At 66.0% G+C, this 14,293-nt stretch carries 13 protein-coding genes; 2 read left to right on the forward strand and 11 right to left on the reverse strand.

The features are described 5' to 3' along the window. Positions 1-14: 14 nt before the first annotated feature. From AGI3411_RS12465 to AGI3411_RS12515, 11 genes are all read right to left on the reverse strand, one after another. Positions 15-935: a branched-chain amino acid ABC transporter permease gene (locus tag AGI3411_RS12465; protein ID WP_129527678.1), complete on the reverse strand. Its 921-nt coding sequence runs from the start codon at positions 933-935 to the stop codon at positions 15-17. Positions 936-951: 16 nt separating this feature from the next. Next, positions 952-2,127: an ABC transporter substrate-binding protein gene (locus AGI3411_RS12470; RefSeq protein WP_129527679.1), complete on the reverse strand. Its 1,176-nt coding sequence runs from the start codon at positions 2,125-2,127 to the stop codon at positions 952-954. A 60-nt stretch (positions 2,128-2,187) separates the two neighbouring features. Continuing rightward, on the reverse strand, positions 2,188-3,642 hold the full coding sequence (locus AGI3411_RS12475; RefSeq protein ID WP_129527680.1) for a 2-hydroxymuconic semialdehyde dehydrogenase: 1,455 nt from the start codon (positions 3,640-3,642) through the stop codon (positions 2,188-2,190). Further along, positions 3,639-4,361 carry a class II aldolase/adducin family protein gene (locus tag AGI3411_RS12480; RefSeq protein WP_129527681.1) on the reverse strand — a complete coding sequence of 241 codons (723 nt, stop codon included), beginning with the start codon at positions 4,359-4,361 and terminating at the stop codon, positions 3,639-3,641. Before AGI3411_RS12480 ends, AGI3411_RS12475 begins: the two co-directional genes overlap by 4 nt. Beyond that, the gene (locus AGI3411_RS12485) at positions 4,358-5,221 is read right to left on the reverse strand and encodes a VOC family protein (RefSeq protein WP_129527682.1); all 864 of its coding nucleotides are present in this window, start codon (positions 5,219-5,221) and stop codon (positions 4,358-4,360) included. Before AGI3411_RS12485 ends, AGI3411_RS12480 begins: the two co-directional genes overlap by 4 nt. Positions 5,222-5,413: 192 nt before the next feature. Then, positions 5,414-5,809 (reverse strand): PPC domain-containing DNA-binding protein, encoded by a 396-nt coding sequence (locus AGI3411_RS12490; protein WP_208748077.1) that lies wholly within the window; start codon positions 5,807-5,809, stop codon positions 5,414-5,416. After that, on the reverse strand, positions 5,796-6,287 hold the full coding sequence (locus tag AGI3411_RS12495) for a PCC domain-containing protein (RefSeq protein WP_425265340.1): 492 nt from the start codon (positions 6,285-6,287) through the stop codon (positions 5,796-5,798). The genes AGI3411_RS12490 and AGI3411_RS12495 overlap by 14 nt, the downstream gene beginning before the upstream one ends. 165 nt (positions 6,288-6,452) lie before the next feature. Continuing rightward, positions 6,453-7,217 (reverse strand): SDR family NAD(P)-dependent oxidoreductase, encoded by a 765-nt coding sequence (locus tag AGI3411_RS12500; protein ID WP_129527684.1) that lies wholly within the window; start codon positions 7,215-7,217, stop codon positions 6,453-6,455. Positions 7,218-7,255: 38 nt separating this feature from the next. After that, positions 7,256-8,917, reverse strand: coding sequence for an acyl-CoA synthetase (locus AGI3411_RS12505; protein ID WP_129527685.1), 1,662 nt, complete (start codon positions 8,915-8,917; stop codon positions 7,256-7,258). After that, positions 8,914-10,086, reverse strand: coding sequence for an acetyl-CoA acetyltransferase (locus AGI3411_RS12510; protein ID WP_129527686.1), 1,173 nt, complete (start codon positions 10,084-10,086; stop codon positions 8,914-8,916). Before AGI3411_RS12510 ends, AGI3411_RS12505 begins: the two co-directional genes overlap by 4 nt. A 42-nt stretch (positions 10,087-10,128) precedes the next feature. Continuing rightward, positions 10,129-10,956, reverse strand: coding sequence for an IclR family transcriptional regulator (locus tag AGI3411_RS12515; protein ID WP_244240334.1), 828 nt, complete (start codon positions 10,954-10,956; stop codon positions 10,129-10,131). A 238-nt stretch (positions 10,957-11,194) separates the two neighbouring features. On the opposite strand from AGI3411_RS12515, the gene AGI3411_RS12520 reads away from it, so the two are divergent. Together AGI3411_RS12520 and AGI3411_RS12525 are read left to right on the forward strand one after the other, a co-directional pair. Then, complete coding sequence (locus AGI3411_RS12520) at positions 11,195-12,208, forward strand: TRAP transporter substrate-binding protein (RefSeq protein ID WP_129527688.1); 1,014 nt, start codon at positions 11,195-11,197, stop codon at positions 12,206-12,208. Positions 12,209-12,216: 8 nt separating this feature from the next. Next, entirely contained in the window at positions 12,217-14,097 is a 1,881-nt protein-coding gene (locus tag AGI3411_RS12525) for a TRAP transporter large permease (RefSeq protein WP_425265342.1), read from the forward strand. The last annotated feature ends 196 nt before the right edge of the window (positions 14,098-14,293 follow it).

Consider the following 14,293-nt stretch of genomic DNA (forward strand, 5'->3'; position numbering starts at 1 on the left):
TGGGCGGATGCGCGTCAACGCCGCGCCGAGAAGACCAGGCCTTGCGGCCGGAACGCCAGCACCACCGCCATCAGCACATAGATGAGCATGGAGGCAAGCGCGGGCCCGACCGCGTTGGCGACCGAGGCGTCGAAGACGGCACGCAGCACGTCGGGCAGGAAAGCGCGGCCCAGCGTATCGATCATGGCGATCAACAGCGCCGCCACCAGGGTGCCGCGCACCGAGCCGATGCCGCCCACCACGATCACCACCAGCGCCAGGATCAGCACGGGCTCGCCCATGCCGGACTGCACCGACAGGATCGGCCCCGCCAGGGCGCCCGCCACGCCGGCCAGCACCGCCCCCAACAGGAACAGCAAGGTTTTCTGCAGGTCCACGTTGGCGCCCAGCACGCTTGCCATGGGGGCATTGCTGGCGCCTGCGCGGATCAGCATCCCGAAACGCGTGCGCTGGATCAGGAACCAGGCGCCCAGCGCCACCAGCGCCCCGACCCCGATGATCATCAGCCGGTACACCGGATAGTCGCTGCCGAACAGGCTGACCGCCCCTTCCAACCCTTGCGGCACGGCGGCGAAGTACGGCCGGCTGCCCCAGATGACCGAGGCCAGTTCGTTGAAGAACATCATCAGGCCGAAGGTCGCCAGCACCTGGTAGAGGTGGTCGTGGCGGTACAGGGGCCGCGCGATCAGGCGCTCCAGCGCCACGCCCACCAACCCGCTGCCCACGACCGCCGCCAGGATGGCGAAGGCGAACGACCCGCTGGCGTTGTAGGCCGTGGCTCCGAGGAAGGCGCCGATCATATAGAGCGACCCGTGCGCCAGGTTGATGAAGTTCATGATGCCGAAGATCAGGGTCAGCCCCGAAGACAACAGGAACAGTAAGGCGCCCAGCTGCAGGCCATTGAGCAGCTGCGACAACAGCAACGATCCGTTCATGGGGCGTCTCCCCGGGTCACTTCAGCGGGCAGTCCGCCACGTAGGCGTCCTGGTGGTCGGTAAACACCGTGGCCAGCTGCTTTACGTTCACGCCATCGCCTTCCTTCACGACCTGGTAGGCATACAGGTTCTGCACCGGCATGTTGTTGGTGTTGAAGCGGAACGTGCCGCGCACCGAGGGGAAGGAAGCGCCGGCCGCCTTCACCGCGGCCGCCAGGGCCCGGCTGTCGCCCACCTTGCCGCCCTGCTGCCTGACCGCCGCGTCCAGCAGATACGCCGCGTCGTAGCCGCCCACCGCGTACTCCGACGGCAGCCTGCCGTACTTGGCCTGGAAGGCCTCGACGAACTTGCGGTTCTGCGGATTGTCCAGCGTGGTAGCCCACGGCGTGCCGTAGATCGCGCCCACGGCCTGGTCCTTCAGCGCGGTCAGCGTATTGGAATCGATCAGGCTTTCCGAAAAGAACGGCAGCTTTTCCATCAGGCCGGCCTGGCGCAGCTGGCGCACGAAGTTCACGCCCACCCCGCCGGTATAGAACGCGAACAAGGCGTCGGGCCCGGCCGATTGCATACGCGAGATCTCGGCGGAATAGTCCAGCTGGCCCAGCTGGGTATAGATCTCGTCGGCCGGCGCGGCGCCGTAGAAACGCTTGAAGCCCGCCAGCTTGTCCTTGCCCGCCTGGTAGTTGGACGACATCAGGTAGGCCCGTTTGTAGCCCTGGTCCTTGACGTACTTGCCCATCGCCTCCGACATGCTGTCGTTCTGCCAGCCCAGCACGAACAGGTTGGGCAGGCACATGCGTCCGGCGATCGGCGCGGGGCCCGCGTTGGTGGACAGCGCCACCACGCCCGACTCCTTGATGCGCCGCAATTCGGCCATGAGCACATTGGAGAAGCCGAGGCCGACGATCACGTCTACCTTGTCCTTCTCGATGAACTTCTGCACGATCTGCGCGCCCACGTCGGGCTTGAGCTGATCGTCGTCGCGGATCACCACGGCCTTCTGGCCGCCCAGGCTGCCTCCCAGCTGCTCGATGCCCAGCATCAGGCCGTCGTACTGGTCCTGGCCCAGCGCCGCCTGCGGCCCGGACAGTACGCCGGTAAAGCCGATGCGGATGTCCGCCATTGCGGCGCTAGCCGCCGTCAGGGCCGCCGCGGCGGCAAGCGCGGACAGCCCGCGTGCGTATGCTTGCATGCTATGTCTCCTTGGGGGATGGGCGGCGGCGCCATTCTGCGCGGCGCCTGCCGTGATGCGTCAGAGCTTTACGCAGACATTGCGCAGCTCGGTATAGAACTCCAGCGAATGCACGCCGCCTTCGCGGCCGATGCCGGACTGCTTGGCGCCGCCGAAGGCCGTGCGCAGGTCGCGCAGGAACCAGGAATTGATCCAGCAGATGCCCACCTCCAGGGCCTGCCCCATCCGGTGCGCCGTGCCCACATTGCCGGTCCACACGCTCGCCGCCAGCCCGTAGAACGTGGCGTTGGCCAGCGCGACGGCTTCTTCCTCGGTATCGAAGGGCGCGATGTGGCAGCAAGGCCCGAAGATCTCCTGCTGAATGACGGCCGACGATTCCGGCAGGCCGGTCCAGACGGTGGGCTGCACCCACGCGCCCGCGGCCAGGTCATCCGGCATGTCGGGCACGCCGCCGCCCGCCACCACCGTGGCCCCTTCTTCCCGGGCGCGGGAGTAGTAGCTCAGCACCTTGTCCCGGTGGCGTTGCGAGATCAGCGGCCCCAGGTTCACGCCGGGGTCCTTGGGCCGGCCCAGCTTGAAGCTCCGGGCGCGCTCGCCCAGCGCGGCCACGAAGCGCTCGAAGATCGGCCGCTGCACGTAGACGCGCTCGGTGCCCAGGCAGACCTGCCCGGTATTGTCGAACGCGGCGCGCGCGATGCCCGCGACCGCCTTGTCGAAATCCGCGTCGGCGAACACGATGCCCGCATTCTTGCCGCCAAGCTCGAACGACACGGGCCGCACGCCCACCGCCGCGGCCTGCATGATGGCCTCGCCCGTGCGCGTCTCGCCGGTGAAGGTGATGCCGTCGACCAGCGGATGGCGGGTGAGCTTTTCGCCGGCCGAACCGGGGCCGCGGCCATGCACCACGTTGTAGACGCCCGGCGGCACGCCGACCTCGTTCATGACTTCGCCCAGCAGCGTGGCCGTGCCCGGGGTATCTTCGGACGGCTTGACCACCACCGTGTTGCCGCAGGCCAGCGCGGGCCCCACCTTCCAGGTCATCAGCAGCAGCGGCAGGTTCCACGGGCAGATCACGCCGATCACGCCGCGCGGCACGCGCACGCCGTAGTTCAGGGCATGGCCGTTGTCCGGCGTCTCCAGGTCGAAGGTTTCGTTCGGAACATTCCGGATCAGGTCCGCGAAAATCTTGAAGTTGGCCGCGCCGCGGGGAATATCCAGGTGGCTGGCCAGATCGTAGGGCTTGCCCGTATCGGCGATCTCGGCGTCGACGAAATCATCGAAACGGCGAATGATGCCGTCGGCCACCGCGTGCAGCAGCTCGACGCGCTGCTGGGTCTTCAACTGGGCCCAGGGGCCGCGCAACGCGGCCTTGGCGGCCCGGACCGCCGCGTCGACCTCGGCGTCGCCTGCCTCGTGCACGCGGCCGATCAGGCGGTTGTCGACCGGATCCCGGTCGTCGAAAGTGTTGCCGGTGGCGACCCACTGGCCGTTGATGAAGTTGCGGAAATCGCTCATTGCGTCCTCGGTTGTGACAGATCGGCCAGCGCCGCTTCAGGGTCGCCGGCAGTCAGGTATTCCCACATGCGCTCATAGATGCGGCCCGTGCCCACGGCGCGGGCGGCCGCTGCTTCGGGCGCCAGCGTCGGCGCACCTTCGGTCAGGCCGGCCGCCCGCAGCTGCCATTCGATGCGGGCGGCGTCCTCCAGGTACCAGGTCAACACCACGGCATGCATGAGCGATTCGGCCGCCACCACGGCGCCGTTGCCACGCATGGCCACCGCGCGCGCCGCGCCCAGCGTCTCGGCCACGCCGCGCGCCTGCGCATCGCTGCGCACCAGCTGCGGATCGTCCCAGAGCGGCACGGCCGGTGAAAAATACGCGCCCATCCCGTGCCGGGGCTGAGGCGTCACGCGTACCGACGACAGGGTCATGACCGTGGGCGGCATGGACCGCACCACCCCGCCCACGTCCGGCCGCAGCCGGTAGATGTGCTGATGGATGCGGACTTCGCCGAGCACGCCTTCGGGCAGTTCGCCGTGCACCGGCACCACCGTGCCCGCCTCGTCCGGCTCGATCAGCCCCATGGGCCGGGCCGCGCACACCAGGAAGTGGCCGGCGTCGAGCCGGGTGCTGCAATGGCCGTAGGCATGGACCAGGTTGGCGCGGGCCAGGGCCCGCGCCGCCACGCGGACCAGCGCCTCCTGGCCGCGGGCCGGCGGTTGCGCGGCGCTCACGATTTGAACTCCGGGATATCGGGTTTGGCGCCCCACATGCAGAATGACGACGGCACGGCCGGGAAGCTGCGCGGCCGGTATGTCTTTTCCTCTTCGGCGCTGATCAGCCGCACGCCCGTGGAGTATTCGTAGATCATCCCGTCCGGCCCGTCGAAGTACAGGAACATTGCGCCCGAGGTCGGATGCCGCCCCGGGCCGAAACGAATCGGCACGTTCCATTCGCGCAGCTGGTACCAGGCGCGCATGATGTCGTCGATGCTCTCGACCTGGTGATTGATGTGCTGCACGCCTGGATAGGCGGACGGGAACAGTGCGATCTTGTGATGCACCTCGTCGATACGCAGCAACGGCGCTTCACCGATGCGGTCGCTGACGCGCGCCGACAGCAGGCCGGTCCAGAAGGCCTCGTCGCGCCGCGCGTCCAGCGTGCGCAGGCCGATATGCGAAAACCCGGTCACGCCGGCGTCGCGGCCGGGAAAATAGCGCCGCCCGCTGTGCTGCGGCGCATGCACGAGCTCGATGCGGTTGCCGGACGGGTCGATGAAACTGAGGAAGTCGCGCACGTAGCGCTGTTCGGCCTCTTCCCGCTTGCCCGCCGCGACCGTATAGCCGCTGCGTTCCAGCACCGCGCCGGCGCGCTGCAGTTCTTCGGGAGTGTCCACCTCGAACGCGGCGGTATGGTCCCGCGGGTCGCCCTCGAAATAGCAGAGGGTATGGTCGCGCGCGTCGGACTTGAAATAGGCGGCGCCATGTTCCTTGCGCGCCAATTCCAGCCCCAGGACCGTGGTCGCGTAGCGGATCGCGCCCTCCAGGTCGCGGGTACCCAGCCGGACGTACCGGATATCGTGTAGCCGTATCACTGCTTGTCTCCTGGTGCGCCCGCAGCCGGCTGCATGCCGGTCATTCTGGCGCTTTTTTTCTACGATAAGCAGCAAAAATCTCGGCGTCAATAATTTTTATCGAGATTTTTGAATTCAGGAGCAAGTCGTCTATGGCGACAACGGCACTGCGCGGAGGCCAGGGCGGCATCGCCCCCCCCGGCCACCGCCCGGTCAACTGCCGCCCGCGGGCAGCCATTCTTCCAACGTGACCTCGAACGTCATGCAGATCGGATTGGCCCCTGGCACGAACGCTCCTCCGTGTATCCGGCCTTGCGGATCAGCCACCACACCGGACAGAGATGCGACGAGCGAGCCGTCCGGCTGGGCCCTGACCTCGCCCGCGAGGCTGACGATTTCCACCGCCGGCCCATTGAGGCAGCGATAGCCGCCGTCGCGCGCATACAGGCAGGCATCAACCAGGCTGCCCAGCGCCCCCCGGACGAACGCGTTGCGGAACCCTTGGGCAAGGCATAGTTTTTCCACGCCCTGCACCAGGTCCTCGTTGGGACCGATCCGCGCGTAGGCGACACGCCCCATGGTTCCAGTTTCGATTTCAGGCGGGATCATGGTCTTCGGCTCCATGGGGTTGCAGCAAACGCAAGTTGGTTTCGGCGTCGTAGGTCGCTCGCAGCTCGAATCCGTCCAGCGCCGTCACCAGCACGGAAATAGGCGACGGCCCAATGATCGTGGTCTGCGCGATGATGTGCCCGCCCAGCGGTTCTCCGCCCGCGTTGCAAAACGCCGCATGGCAATGCACCAATGCCCCGCCGGCGTCGGTCTTGCCCAACGTGGCGTTACCGAAGATCAGGTATGCCGGTCCCGCTGAAATGGGTTCGGTATAGGCCACCACCCGATGGTGCGCGGGATCAGGCGGAGCGGTGCAGTAGTCAAGGTGGCTGAAGGCGCCCCCCAGCAAAGTCATCGAGGCATTCGCGACGCCAGCGCTGGCCAGCACGCCGACCAACGAGTCGTACAAGCTGGCGCCCGGCTGCAGGGCCAGCCGGAAATGACGGCCTTGCCGCGCGCTGCGGCTATGGATGCGCACCGGGTTGAATGCCCCCGGATGTATCAATGTTCTAGGACGGGGCAATGCGTGTGATCCCCGCAACGAACGATCCACGGTGGTGGTTCGCATGGTCTGGACTCCGTGCGCTTGTGGCGCGATAGGTGGAATCGGAAAGCGTGGGCGTATCGGCGTCGACGGCCAGGGTCAGTGCACGGCAGGCAGCATGCCAGCGGCGGTGAACCCGCCATCCACGCAGATGACCTGGCCCGTCACATAGCTGGATTGGGCTTCGTCCAGCAGCCAGCTGATGGTTCCGTTCAGTTCTTCGGGCGTGGCGTAGCGGTGCTGCGGCACAACCTGGCGCCAGGCGGCGCGGGCCGTCTCGGTGTGCATTTGCCCCACAAGCGGCGTCTCGATGGGTCCCGGCGCCACGGCGTTCACGCGGATGCCATAAGCGGCCAGCTCCACGGCCATGACACGCGTCAGCGTCACCACGCCGCCCTTGGAGGCGCCGTAGGCCGCGCGGCCGGCGTTGCCCCGGATGCCGGATACGGACGCAATGTTGACGATGGAGCCTCGCCGGCGCTCGCGCATGCGCCGCGCCGCTTCGCGCGCCACCACGAAGGACCCGACAAGATTGACCTCGAGGATGCGCCGCAGCAAGGCTGCATCGGTATCGAGAAACGGCACGTCGCGGCCAATCCCCGCCGAGTTCACCAGGCCCGATATCGGCCCGAAATCCTGTTCCAACCGAGCCATCGCCGCCACCACCTGCGCCTCGTCGGAAACATCCAGCCGCACGCAGCCCAAGCGGCCCGCGGGCGCCATTTCCCGGACTTCGTCCAATCGTTCCTGCGAAACATCGGCCACCAGCACCTTGCGTCCTGCGTCCAACAGACCGCGCGCCACGGCCAGGCCGATACCCGACGCCCCGCCCGTGACCAGAATTGCCTCTTGCGCCATATTCATGATCCTGTCTCCTCGTTGTTGTGGATAGCTACCGTTGTTCAGCATCCGTCCTGCCCGGCCGGAGCAAGGCAGCCACGCTCATGCAGGGCGTCTCGCACCAGCTTCTTGGTGATCTTGCCGTACCCGGACCGTGGCAATTCCTCCCAGAAAAACACCTGGCGCGGCAGCTTGTAGCGTGCGATGCGCGGCGCCAGCCAGTCCAGCAACGCCTCCGGCTCCAGCACATGGCCGGGCCGCAACACGCAGACCATCACGCCCACCTCGCCCCAGGTTGGGTCCGGCACACCCAGTACCGCCGCTTCCGCCACGGCGGGGTGGGCCAGCACTTTTTCCTCGACCTCGCGCGGGTAGATGTTGGACCCGCCGGAGATATACATATCGGACTGCCGCCCAGTGATATAGAGATAGCCCTCCTCGTCTTGAAAGCCCAGGTCGCCAGTGCGGAACCAACCGTTGCGGAAGGCCTTGGCATTGGCTTGCGGGTTGGCGTAATAGCCCGCGAACACGGCCGGTCCGCAAACGCAGATCTCGCCGGTCTGGCCCGCTGGCAGGAGACATCCAGCCTCGTCCTGGATGCTGACCTGCATGCCCGTTCGCTCGTACCCACACGTGCCGGCGCGCGCATCCGGCGCGTCGACAGCGCGATGCTGCGATGGCGGCAGCACCGTGATGTTGCCGGTTACTTCGCCCAACCCGAAGTACTGCACCAGTACGCCGCCCAGCTTTTCCAGTGCGCGTTTCTGATCTTCGCGATACATGGGAGCGCCGGCGTAGATCACGTAGCGCAGGCTGCTGTGGTCGAACTCGTCCGCCGCAGGATGCTCCACCAGCATTTTCACGATCGTAGGCACGGTGAACATATTGGTCACCCTGTGGCGCTCGACCAGGCGCCACAGTTCGCCGGCATCGAAGCGCGCGCCTTCCGGCAGCACCGAACACGCGGCGCGTGCCACCTGAGTGAGGAAATGAATGCCTGCCCCATGGGACAGCGGCGCAACGACCAGGCTGACATCGTCTTCCGTCGTGCCTGGCATCAGATCGCACAAGTGATTCGTGATCACGAAAGCCATCTGGCCGTGCGTCAGCACGGCGGCCTTCGGATGCCCGGTAGTCCCGGAAGTAAAGAAGAACCAGCACGGATCGTCATAATCGACGTCCGCGCAGGCGAGCGGCGCGCCCGACAGGCGGGCCTCGATGAGCGTCGAGGTGTCGGCCTCGCCGAAGCTGCCCGGCCCCAACCGGGCCAGCAGCGCAAGGCTGGGCATCGCCCCAGCCACCGCCGCCGCGTGACTGGGAGACTGCCCTTCGCAAAGAAAGGCTTTAATTCCCGCAGCCTGGGCCAGATAGACGGCCTCGTCGGGCGAGATGCGAAAGTTGGTCGGAACCCAGACGGCCCCCAGACGCAGCACGGCAAACAGGGTTTCAACGAATTCGAAACTGTTGCGGGAATGCACCAGCACTCTGTCGCCTTTGCCGATGCCGCGCTCCGACAGCGCCTGCGCCAGCGCAGCCGTGCGCGCGTCCAGCTCGCGCCAGCTGAGACGGGCATCGCCGCACAGCAGCGCTGTGCGTACCGGGTGGCGACGCGCTGCCTGGACCAGGAAATGCGCCAGGTTCATCGTCCTGCGCGATGCCGGGGCCACGCCGCCTCGTGGCGCCGCCACATCGGTCGCGACCGCAAAATCGGGACGGCCGCTCATTTGACGCGCTCCAGGATGCTGACGTAGTTGGCAACGGCAGCGCCGCCCATATTGAACACGCCCGCCAAGGCCGCGCCGGGTACCTGCATGCCCTGCGCCTCTCCCATCAGTTGCAGGCAGGCCATGACGTGCATGGATACGCCCGTCGCTCCCACCGGATGCCCTTTGGCCTTCAGGCCGCCCGATGGGTTCACCGGCAACCGGCCGCCTTTCTGGACCCAGCCTTCCTCCAAGGCCCGTGCGCCCTGCCCCCGTGGGGCCAATCCCATGGCTTCATACTCGATCAGCTCGGCGATGGTGAAGCAATCATGCGTCTCCACGAAGCTCAGATCGTCCAGCGTCGCCCCGGCGTCGGTCAGCGCCTCGCGCCACGCACGCGCAGCCCCCTCGAAAGCAATTGGGTCGCGCCGGCTGAGCGGCAGGATGTCGTTGGCCTGCCGCCGCGCCCGGAAGGCGATGGCACGGCGCAGGCCCGCCGCGGTTTCCTCATCGGCAAGCACCAGCGCCGCCGCGCCATCCGAAATCAGCGAGCAATCGGTGCGCCGCAGCGGTGCGGCAACGTAGGGGTTCTTTTCCGTGACGGTGTTGCAGAACTCGAAACCCAGGTCCTTGCGGATCTGCGCGTAGGGATTGTCGACGCCGTTCTTATGATTCTTGGCGGCGATGCGTGCCAGCGTTTCGCTCTGGTCTCCGTGGCGCTCGAAGTATGCTGCGGCAATGCGGCCGAACACGCCGGCGAATCCGCCTGCAATTTGCGCTTCTTCCTTGCGGTAACTGGCATTGAGCAGAATGTCCCCGATCTCGGCGGTAGGACGCGAAGTCATTTTCTCGGCGCCTACGACCAGCGCGACGCGCCCCCTCCCTGCTTCGATGAAGTCCATCGCCGCATACAGCGCCGCGGATCCTGTCGCGCAGGCGTTCTCCAGACGAGCCGCCGGCACCTGCGCCAACGCTGGATGCGCCAAGGCCACCAGCGCTCCCTGGAAATCCTGCTTCTGAAAGCCGCTGTTCATGACGCCGGCATATATGCCATCCACCGCGTCGGGGCTGATGCCTGCATGCTCCAGGGCTGCGCCGGACACCCGGGCCATGAGGCTCTCGGTGTCAGGGTCGTCGAGTTTGCCGAATGGGATGTGCGACCACCCCACGATGACGGCACGCTTGCTCATTGCTGTCTCCTCAAATGGCGCCCCGGCCGCCCGTACGGCGGATCAGGGCTTGGGCTTGGGGACCGGCGGGCGCACCCGCGCTTCGCGGCCCCCGGGATTGGCCTGCGCGAGCAGGCGTTTGGCCTCGCGGGACAACAGCTTGGCCAACTGGAACTGCCTTTCCTCGTCCATACGCGACTCGACCGCGGCGATGCTCAGCGCGCCCAGCACATGCCCCTGCTCATCACGCAGCGGCATACCGATGCCCCACGAACCCGGCACCACCAGGCCGCGGTTGACGGCATAGCCCTGCTCCCGGGCTTCTTCCACGAGGGTTCGGATGAGCGGAACCGTGTAATGGGGATAGCGCCGCGCGATCAAGGCGGCATTGCCTTGCAGACACGCCTCGACGTCATCGTCGGGCAGCGCCGCCAGGATGGCCAGGCTGCCGGCGCCAATGCCCAGCGGGTGGCGGTCTCCTGGCAACAGGACGTGGGTCTTCAACGGGTAATCGCCGTCTTCACGCAGCACGCAGACTGCAAATACGTCGCGCCGCAGCGAAAAGAAGGCTGAATCGCCGCACTCATGCGCCAGCCGCGCAACCACGGGAGCAGCCAATCGGTTGATGCCGAAACGCTCGCTAGCGATGTTGCCCAGCACATGGCATTCCGGCCCGAGGAAATAGCGGCGGGTGACCGGGTCCTGTTCCACCATGCCCTCGGCGGTCAGCGCCGCCAGGATACGGTGCACGGTCGGCTTGCTCATTCCGGTATCGCGTGTCAGCGCCAGCAGGCCCGCGCCTTCGCCGCGCATGCGCGATACACCACGCAGCACCAGCATGGCCCGCGAAATCGCCTGAGCGCCACCGACCTGCGATGAAGTTTCTGCCACGCCGTCTCCGTCTGATTTTTTAGCTGGTCCATTTTGTGGACCATAAGTCTTGTCTTGTTTTTTCATTCTGCACCAGTTTTAGAGATTTACGCTAGAGAATCAATGTGATTAAATGAATTTAAGGGTAGTACATAGGTCCATATAATGGACCGCATGCAAAGATAAAGCAAGAAGCCTGGCAAGGCGCTTTATCCAGCATCCCTCGAAGGAAGCCGGATCTCATAACCAAGGAGACAGCATGGACACGACTCGACGCAAACTCATGAGCGCTGCGGGAGGCGGCGCGCTTCTGGCCCTGGCGCCGTTCCAGCGGACGCTGGCCGCGCCGCAATACCGCTACAAGTACGCCAACAACCTACCCCCCGCGCACCCCATGAACGTGCGCGCCAATGAGGCCGCGCAGAACATCCTGCGCGATACCGGAGGCCGCTTCGAACTGGCCATATTCCCCAGCAGCCAACTGGGTTCCGACACCGACACGCTCAGCCAATTGCGGGCCGGCGCTGTCGAATTCTTCACGCTGTCGGGCCTGATCCTCTCCACACTGGTGCCCGCCGCCTCCATCAGCGGAATCGGCTTCGCGTTTCCAGACTACGGCACCGTCTGGAAGGCCATGGACGGCGAACTCGGGGCACACATCCGGCGCGAAATCAATGGCAAGGGCCTGTTCGTCATGGACCGCATCTGGGACAACGGTTTCCGCCAGGTGACCACCAGTTCGCGCGCCATCGCGAGCCCCGACGACTTCCGAGACCTGAAAATCCGCGTGCCCGTCAGCCCGCTCTGGACATCGATGTTCAAGGCACTGGGCTCGTCGCCGGCCAGCATCAATTTCAACGAAACCTATTCTTCGCTACAAACCCGCGTGGTCGACGCGCAGGAAAATCCTCTTGCCATCATCCAGACCGCCAAGTTCTATGAGGTGCAGAAATACTGCTCCATGACCAACCACATGTGGGACGGCTTCTGGTTCCTGGGTAACCGCCGCGCATGGGAAAAATTGCCGGCAGACATCCGCGAAGTCGTCGCCAAGCACATCAACGCGGCCGGCATGGCGGAACGCGCGGACGTGCTGGCGCTTAACAATCAACTGCAGGCCAAGCTGGCCGAAGAAGGCCTGGCTTTCAACACGCCCGACCCCGCCCCTATCCGCGAATCGCTGCGCAAAGCGGGCTTCTATGAGGGCTGGAAGCAGAAGTACGGCGAAAAGGCATGGAGCCTGCTCGAACAATCCGTGGGGAGCCTGTCATGAGAGCCGCGATGACCCACCCGGCGGATATGCTGGCCGGCACGGAGGCGCCGCCGGGCGCCAGGCGCCCCTGGGCCGTCGCGGCCGACAACGCGCTCGGGCACCTGGTGGAAATCCCCGCGGCCATCCTGGTGGTCGCCGAGATCATCATCCTGTTCTCGGGCATCGTGGCGCGCTACGCGCTGCACGAACCGCTGGTATGGTCCGACGAACTGGCCTCCATTCTGTTCCTCTGGCTGGCGATGCTGGGCGCGGTCGTTGCCTTCCGGCGCGGCGAGCACATGCGCATGGGCGCACTGGTCAACCGGGCTTCGCCCGCGACGCGGGCAGTGCTGGACATGGTGGCGGTAGCGGCCGCCCTGGCCTTCCTGCTCATGCTGCAGGCGCCCGGTTTCGAGTACGCCTCGGAGGAGCGTTATGTCACGACTGCCGCACTGGAGATTCCCAACGTCTGGCGCGCCGCGGCGCTGCCCGTGGGCACTGCCCTGATGGCGCTGATTGCCCTGCTGCGGCTCGTTGAGCGTGCGCAATGGCGCATCACCGGGCTCGCGCTGCTTCTGGTCGGCGGCGTGGTGACGGCCATGGCCGCGTTGCAGCCCGTGTTCGCCAACCTGGGCAACCTGAACCTGCTCATTTTCTTTGTCGGTATCGTGGCGGCCACGGTATTCGCCGGCGTGCCGATCGCGTTTTCATTCGGCCTGGCCACGTTCGGCTATCTGTCGCTGACCACGGACGTGCCGATGATGGTCGTGGTCGGACGGATGGACGAAGGCATGTCCCACCTGATCCTGCTGGCGGTGCCCTTATTCGTGTTCCTGGGCGTCCTCATCGAAATGACAGGCATGGCCAAACGCATGGTTGCCTTCCTGGCCAGCCTGCTGGGGCACGTTCGAGGCGGACTGTCGTATGTGCTGATCGGCGCCATGTACGTAGTGTCGGGCATATCCGGCGCCAAGGCGGCGGACATGGCGGCGGTGGCCCCGGTACTGTTTCCGGAAATGCGCGAACGGGGCGCCGACGAGGGCAATCTGGTCGCCCTGCTGTCCGCCACGGGCGCGCAAACCGAAACGGTGCCACCTAGCCTCGTGCTCATCACCATCGGATCCGTCACGGGCGTATCGATCACCGCGCTTTTCACCGGCGGCCTGCTGCCTGGGCTGGTGCTGGGCGTGATGCTGTGCCTCGTCGTCTGGTGGCGCAACCGCCGCGAAGATCTGAGCGCGGTGCGCAAAGCCAGCGGCCGCCAGATCGGCCGCGCGCTGCTGGTCGCCTTGCCGGCGCTGGCACTGCCCTTCGTCATCCGCGCGGCAGTCGTCGAGGGCGTGGCCACGGCAACCGAGGTATCCACCATCGGCATCGTCTACGCCACGCTCGTCGGCCTGCTGGTCTACCGCTGTTTCGACCCCAAGCGGCTCAAGCCCATGCTGGTGGATACGGCCTGCCTGTCGGGCGCCATTCTTCTCATCATCGGCACGGCCACCAGCATGGCCTGGGCACTCACGCAATCCGGCTTCTCCACCCAGCTCGCCGCAACCATGGCTGGCCTGCCAGGCGGCGCAGCAACCTTCATGGCCGTTTCCATCGTCGCCTTTGTCATTCTGGGCAGCGTACTGGAAGGCATTCCCGCCATCGTGCTGTTCGGCCCCCTGCTATTCCCGATCGCACATCAGATGGGCATCCATGAGGTGCACTATGCCATGGTGGTCATCCTGTCGATGGGCCTCGGTCTTTTCGCACCGCCTTTCGGCGTGGGCTATTACGCCGCTTGCGCCATCGGCCGGGTCGCCCCCGAGGCAGGCATCCGGCCCATCATGGGATACTTGAGCTCCCTCGCGATCGGCATCGTCGTCATTGCCGCGATCCCCTGGATCTCCACGGGTTTCCTCAAATAGCCCACCGGCCGGGCGCAGCCGCTTGGCGCGCCCGGCCAGCATAAATCTCGGATAGAACTAAATTTATCGAGATTTTCTTGGCCTGGTGCTAAAGTACTTCCATGTCTGACGGCACCCTTCTCCCTCCGCTCGCCCACGCCGCCTCGGCCAACACCCTGGTGGGCGCGGCCTACGTCAGCCTGCGCCGCGACATCAT

This window comes from Achromobacter agilis (assembly GCF_900496965.1).
Classification (GTDB): Bacteria; Pseudomonadota; Gammaproteobacteria; order Burkholderiales; family Burkholderiaceae_B; genus Achromobacter; species Achromobacter agilis.

Coding starts and splice junctions, on each gene's coding strand:
- AGI3411_RS12475 (WP_129527680.1), bottom strand. CDS start 3,642: ATGAGCGATTTCCGCAACTTCATCAACGGCCAGTGGGTCGCCACCGGC.
- AGI3411_RS12470 (WP_129527679.1), bottom strand. CDS start 2,127: ATGCAAGCATACGCACGCGGGCTGTCCGCGCTTGCCGCCGCGGCGGCC.
- AGI3411_RS12510 (WP_129527686.1), bottom strand. CDS start 10,086: ATGAGCAAGCGTGCCGTCATCGTGGGGTGGTCGCACATCCCATTCGGC.
- AGI3411_RS12500 (WP_129527684.1), bottom strand. CDS start 7,217: ATGAATATGGCGCAAGAGGCAATTCTGGTCACGGGCGGGGCGTCGGGT.
- AGI3411_RS12520 (WP_129527688.1), top strand. CDS start 11,195: ATGGACACGACTCGACGCAAACTCATGAGCGCTGCGGGAGGCGGCGCG.
- AGI3411_RS12465 (WP_129527678.1), bottom strand. CDS start 935: ATGAACGGATCGTTGCTGTTGTCGCAGCTGCTCAATGGCCTGCAGCTG.
- AGI3411_RS12490 (WP_208748077.1), bottom strand. CDS start 5,809: ATGATCCCGCCTGAAATCGAAACTGGAACCATGGGGCGTGTCGCCTAC.
- AGI3411_RS12525 (WP_425265342.1), top strand. CDS start 12,217: ATGACCCACCCGGCGGATATGCTGGCCGGCACGGAGGCGCCGCCGGGC.
- AGI3411_RS12505 (WP_129527685.1), bottom strand. CDS start 8,917: ATGAGCGGCCGTCCCGATTTTGCGGTCGCGACCGATGTGGCGGCGCCA.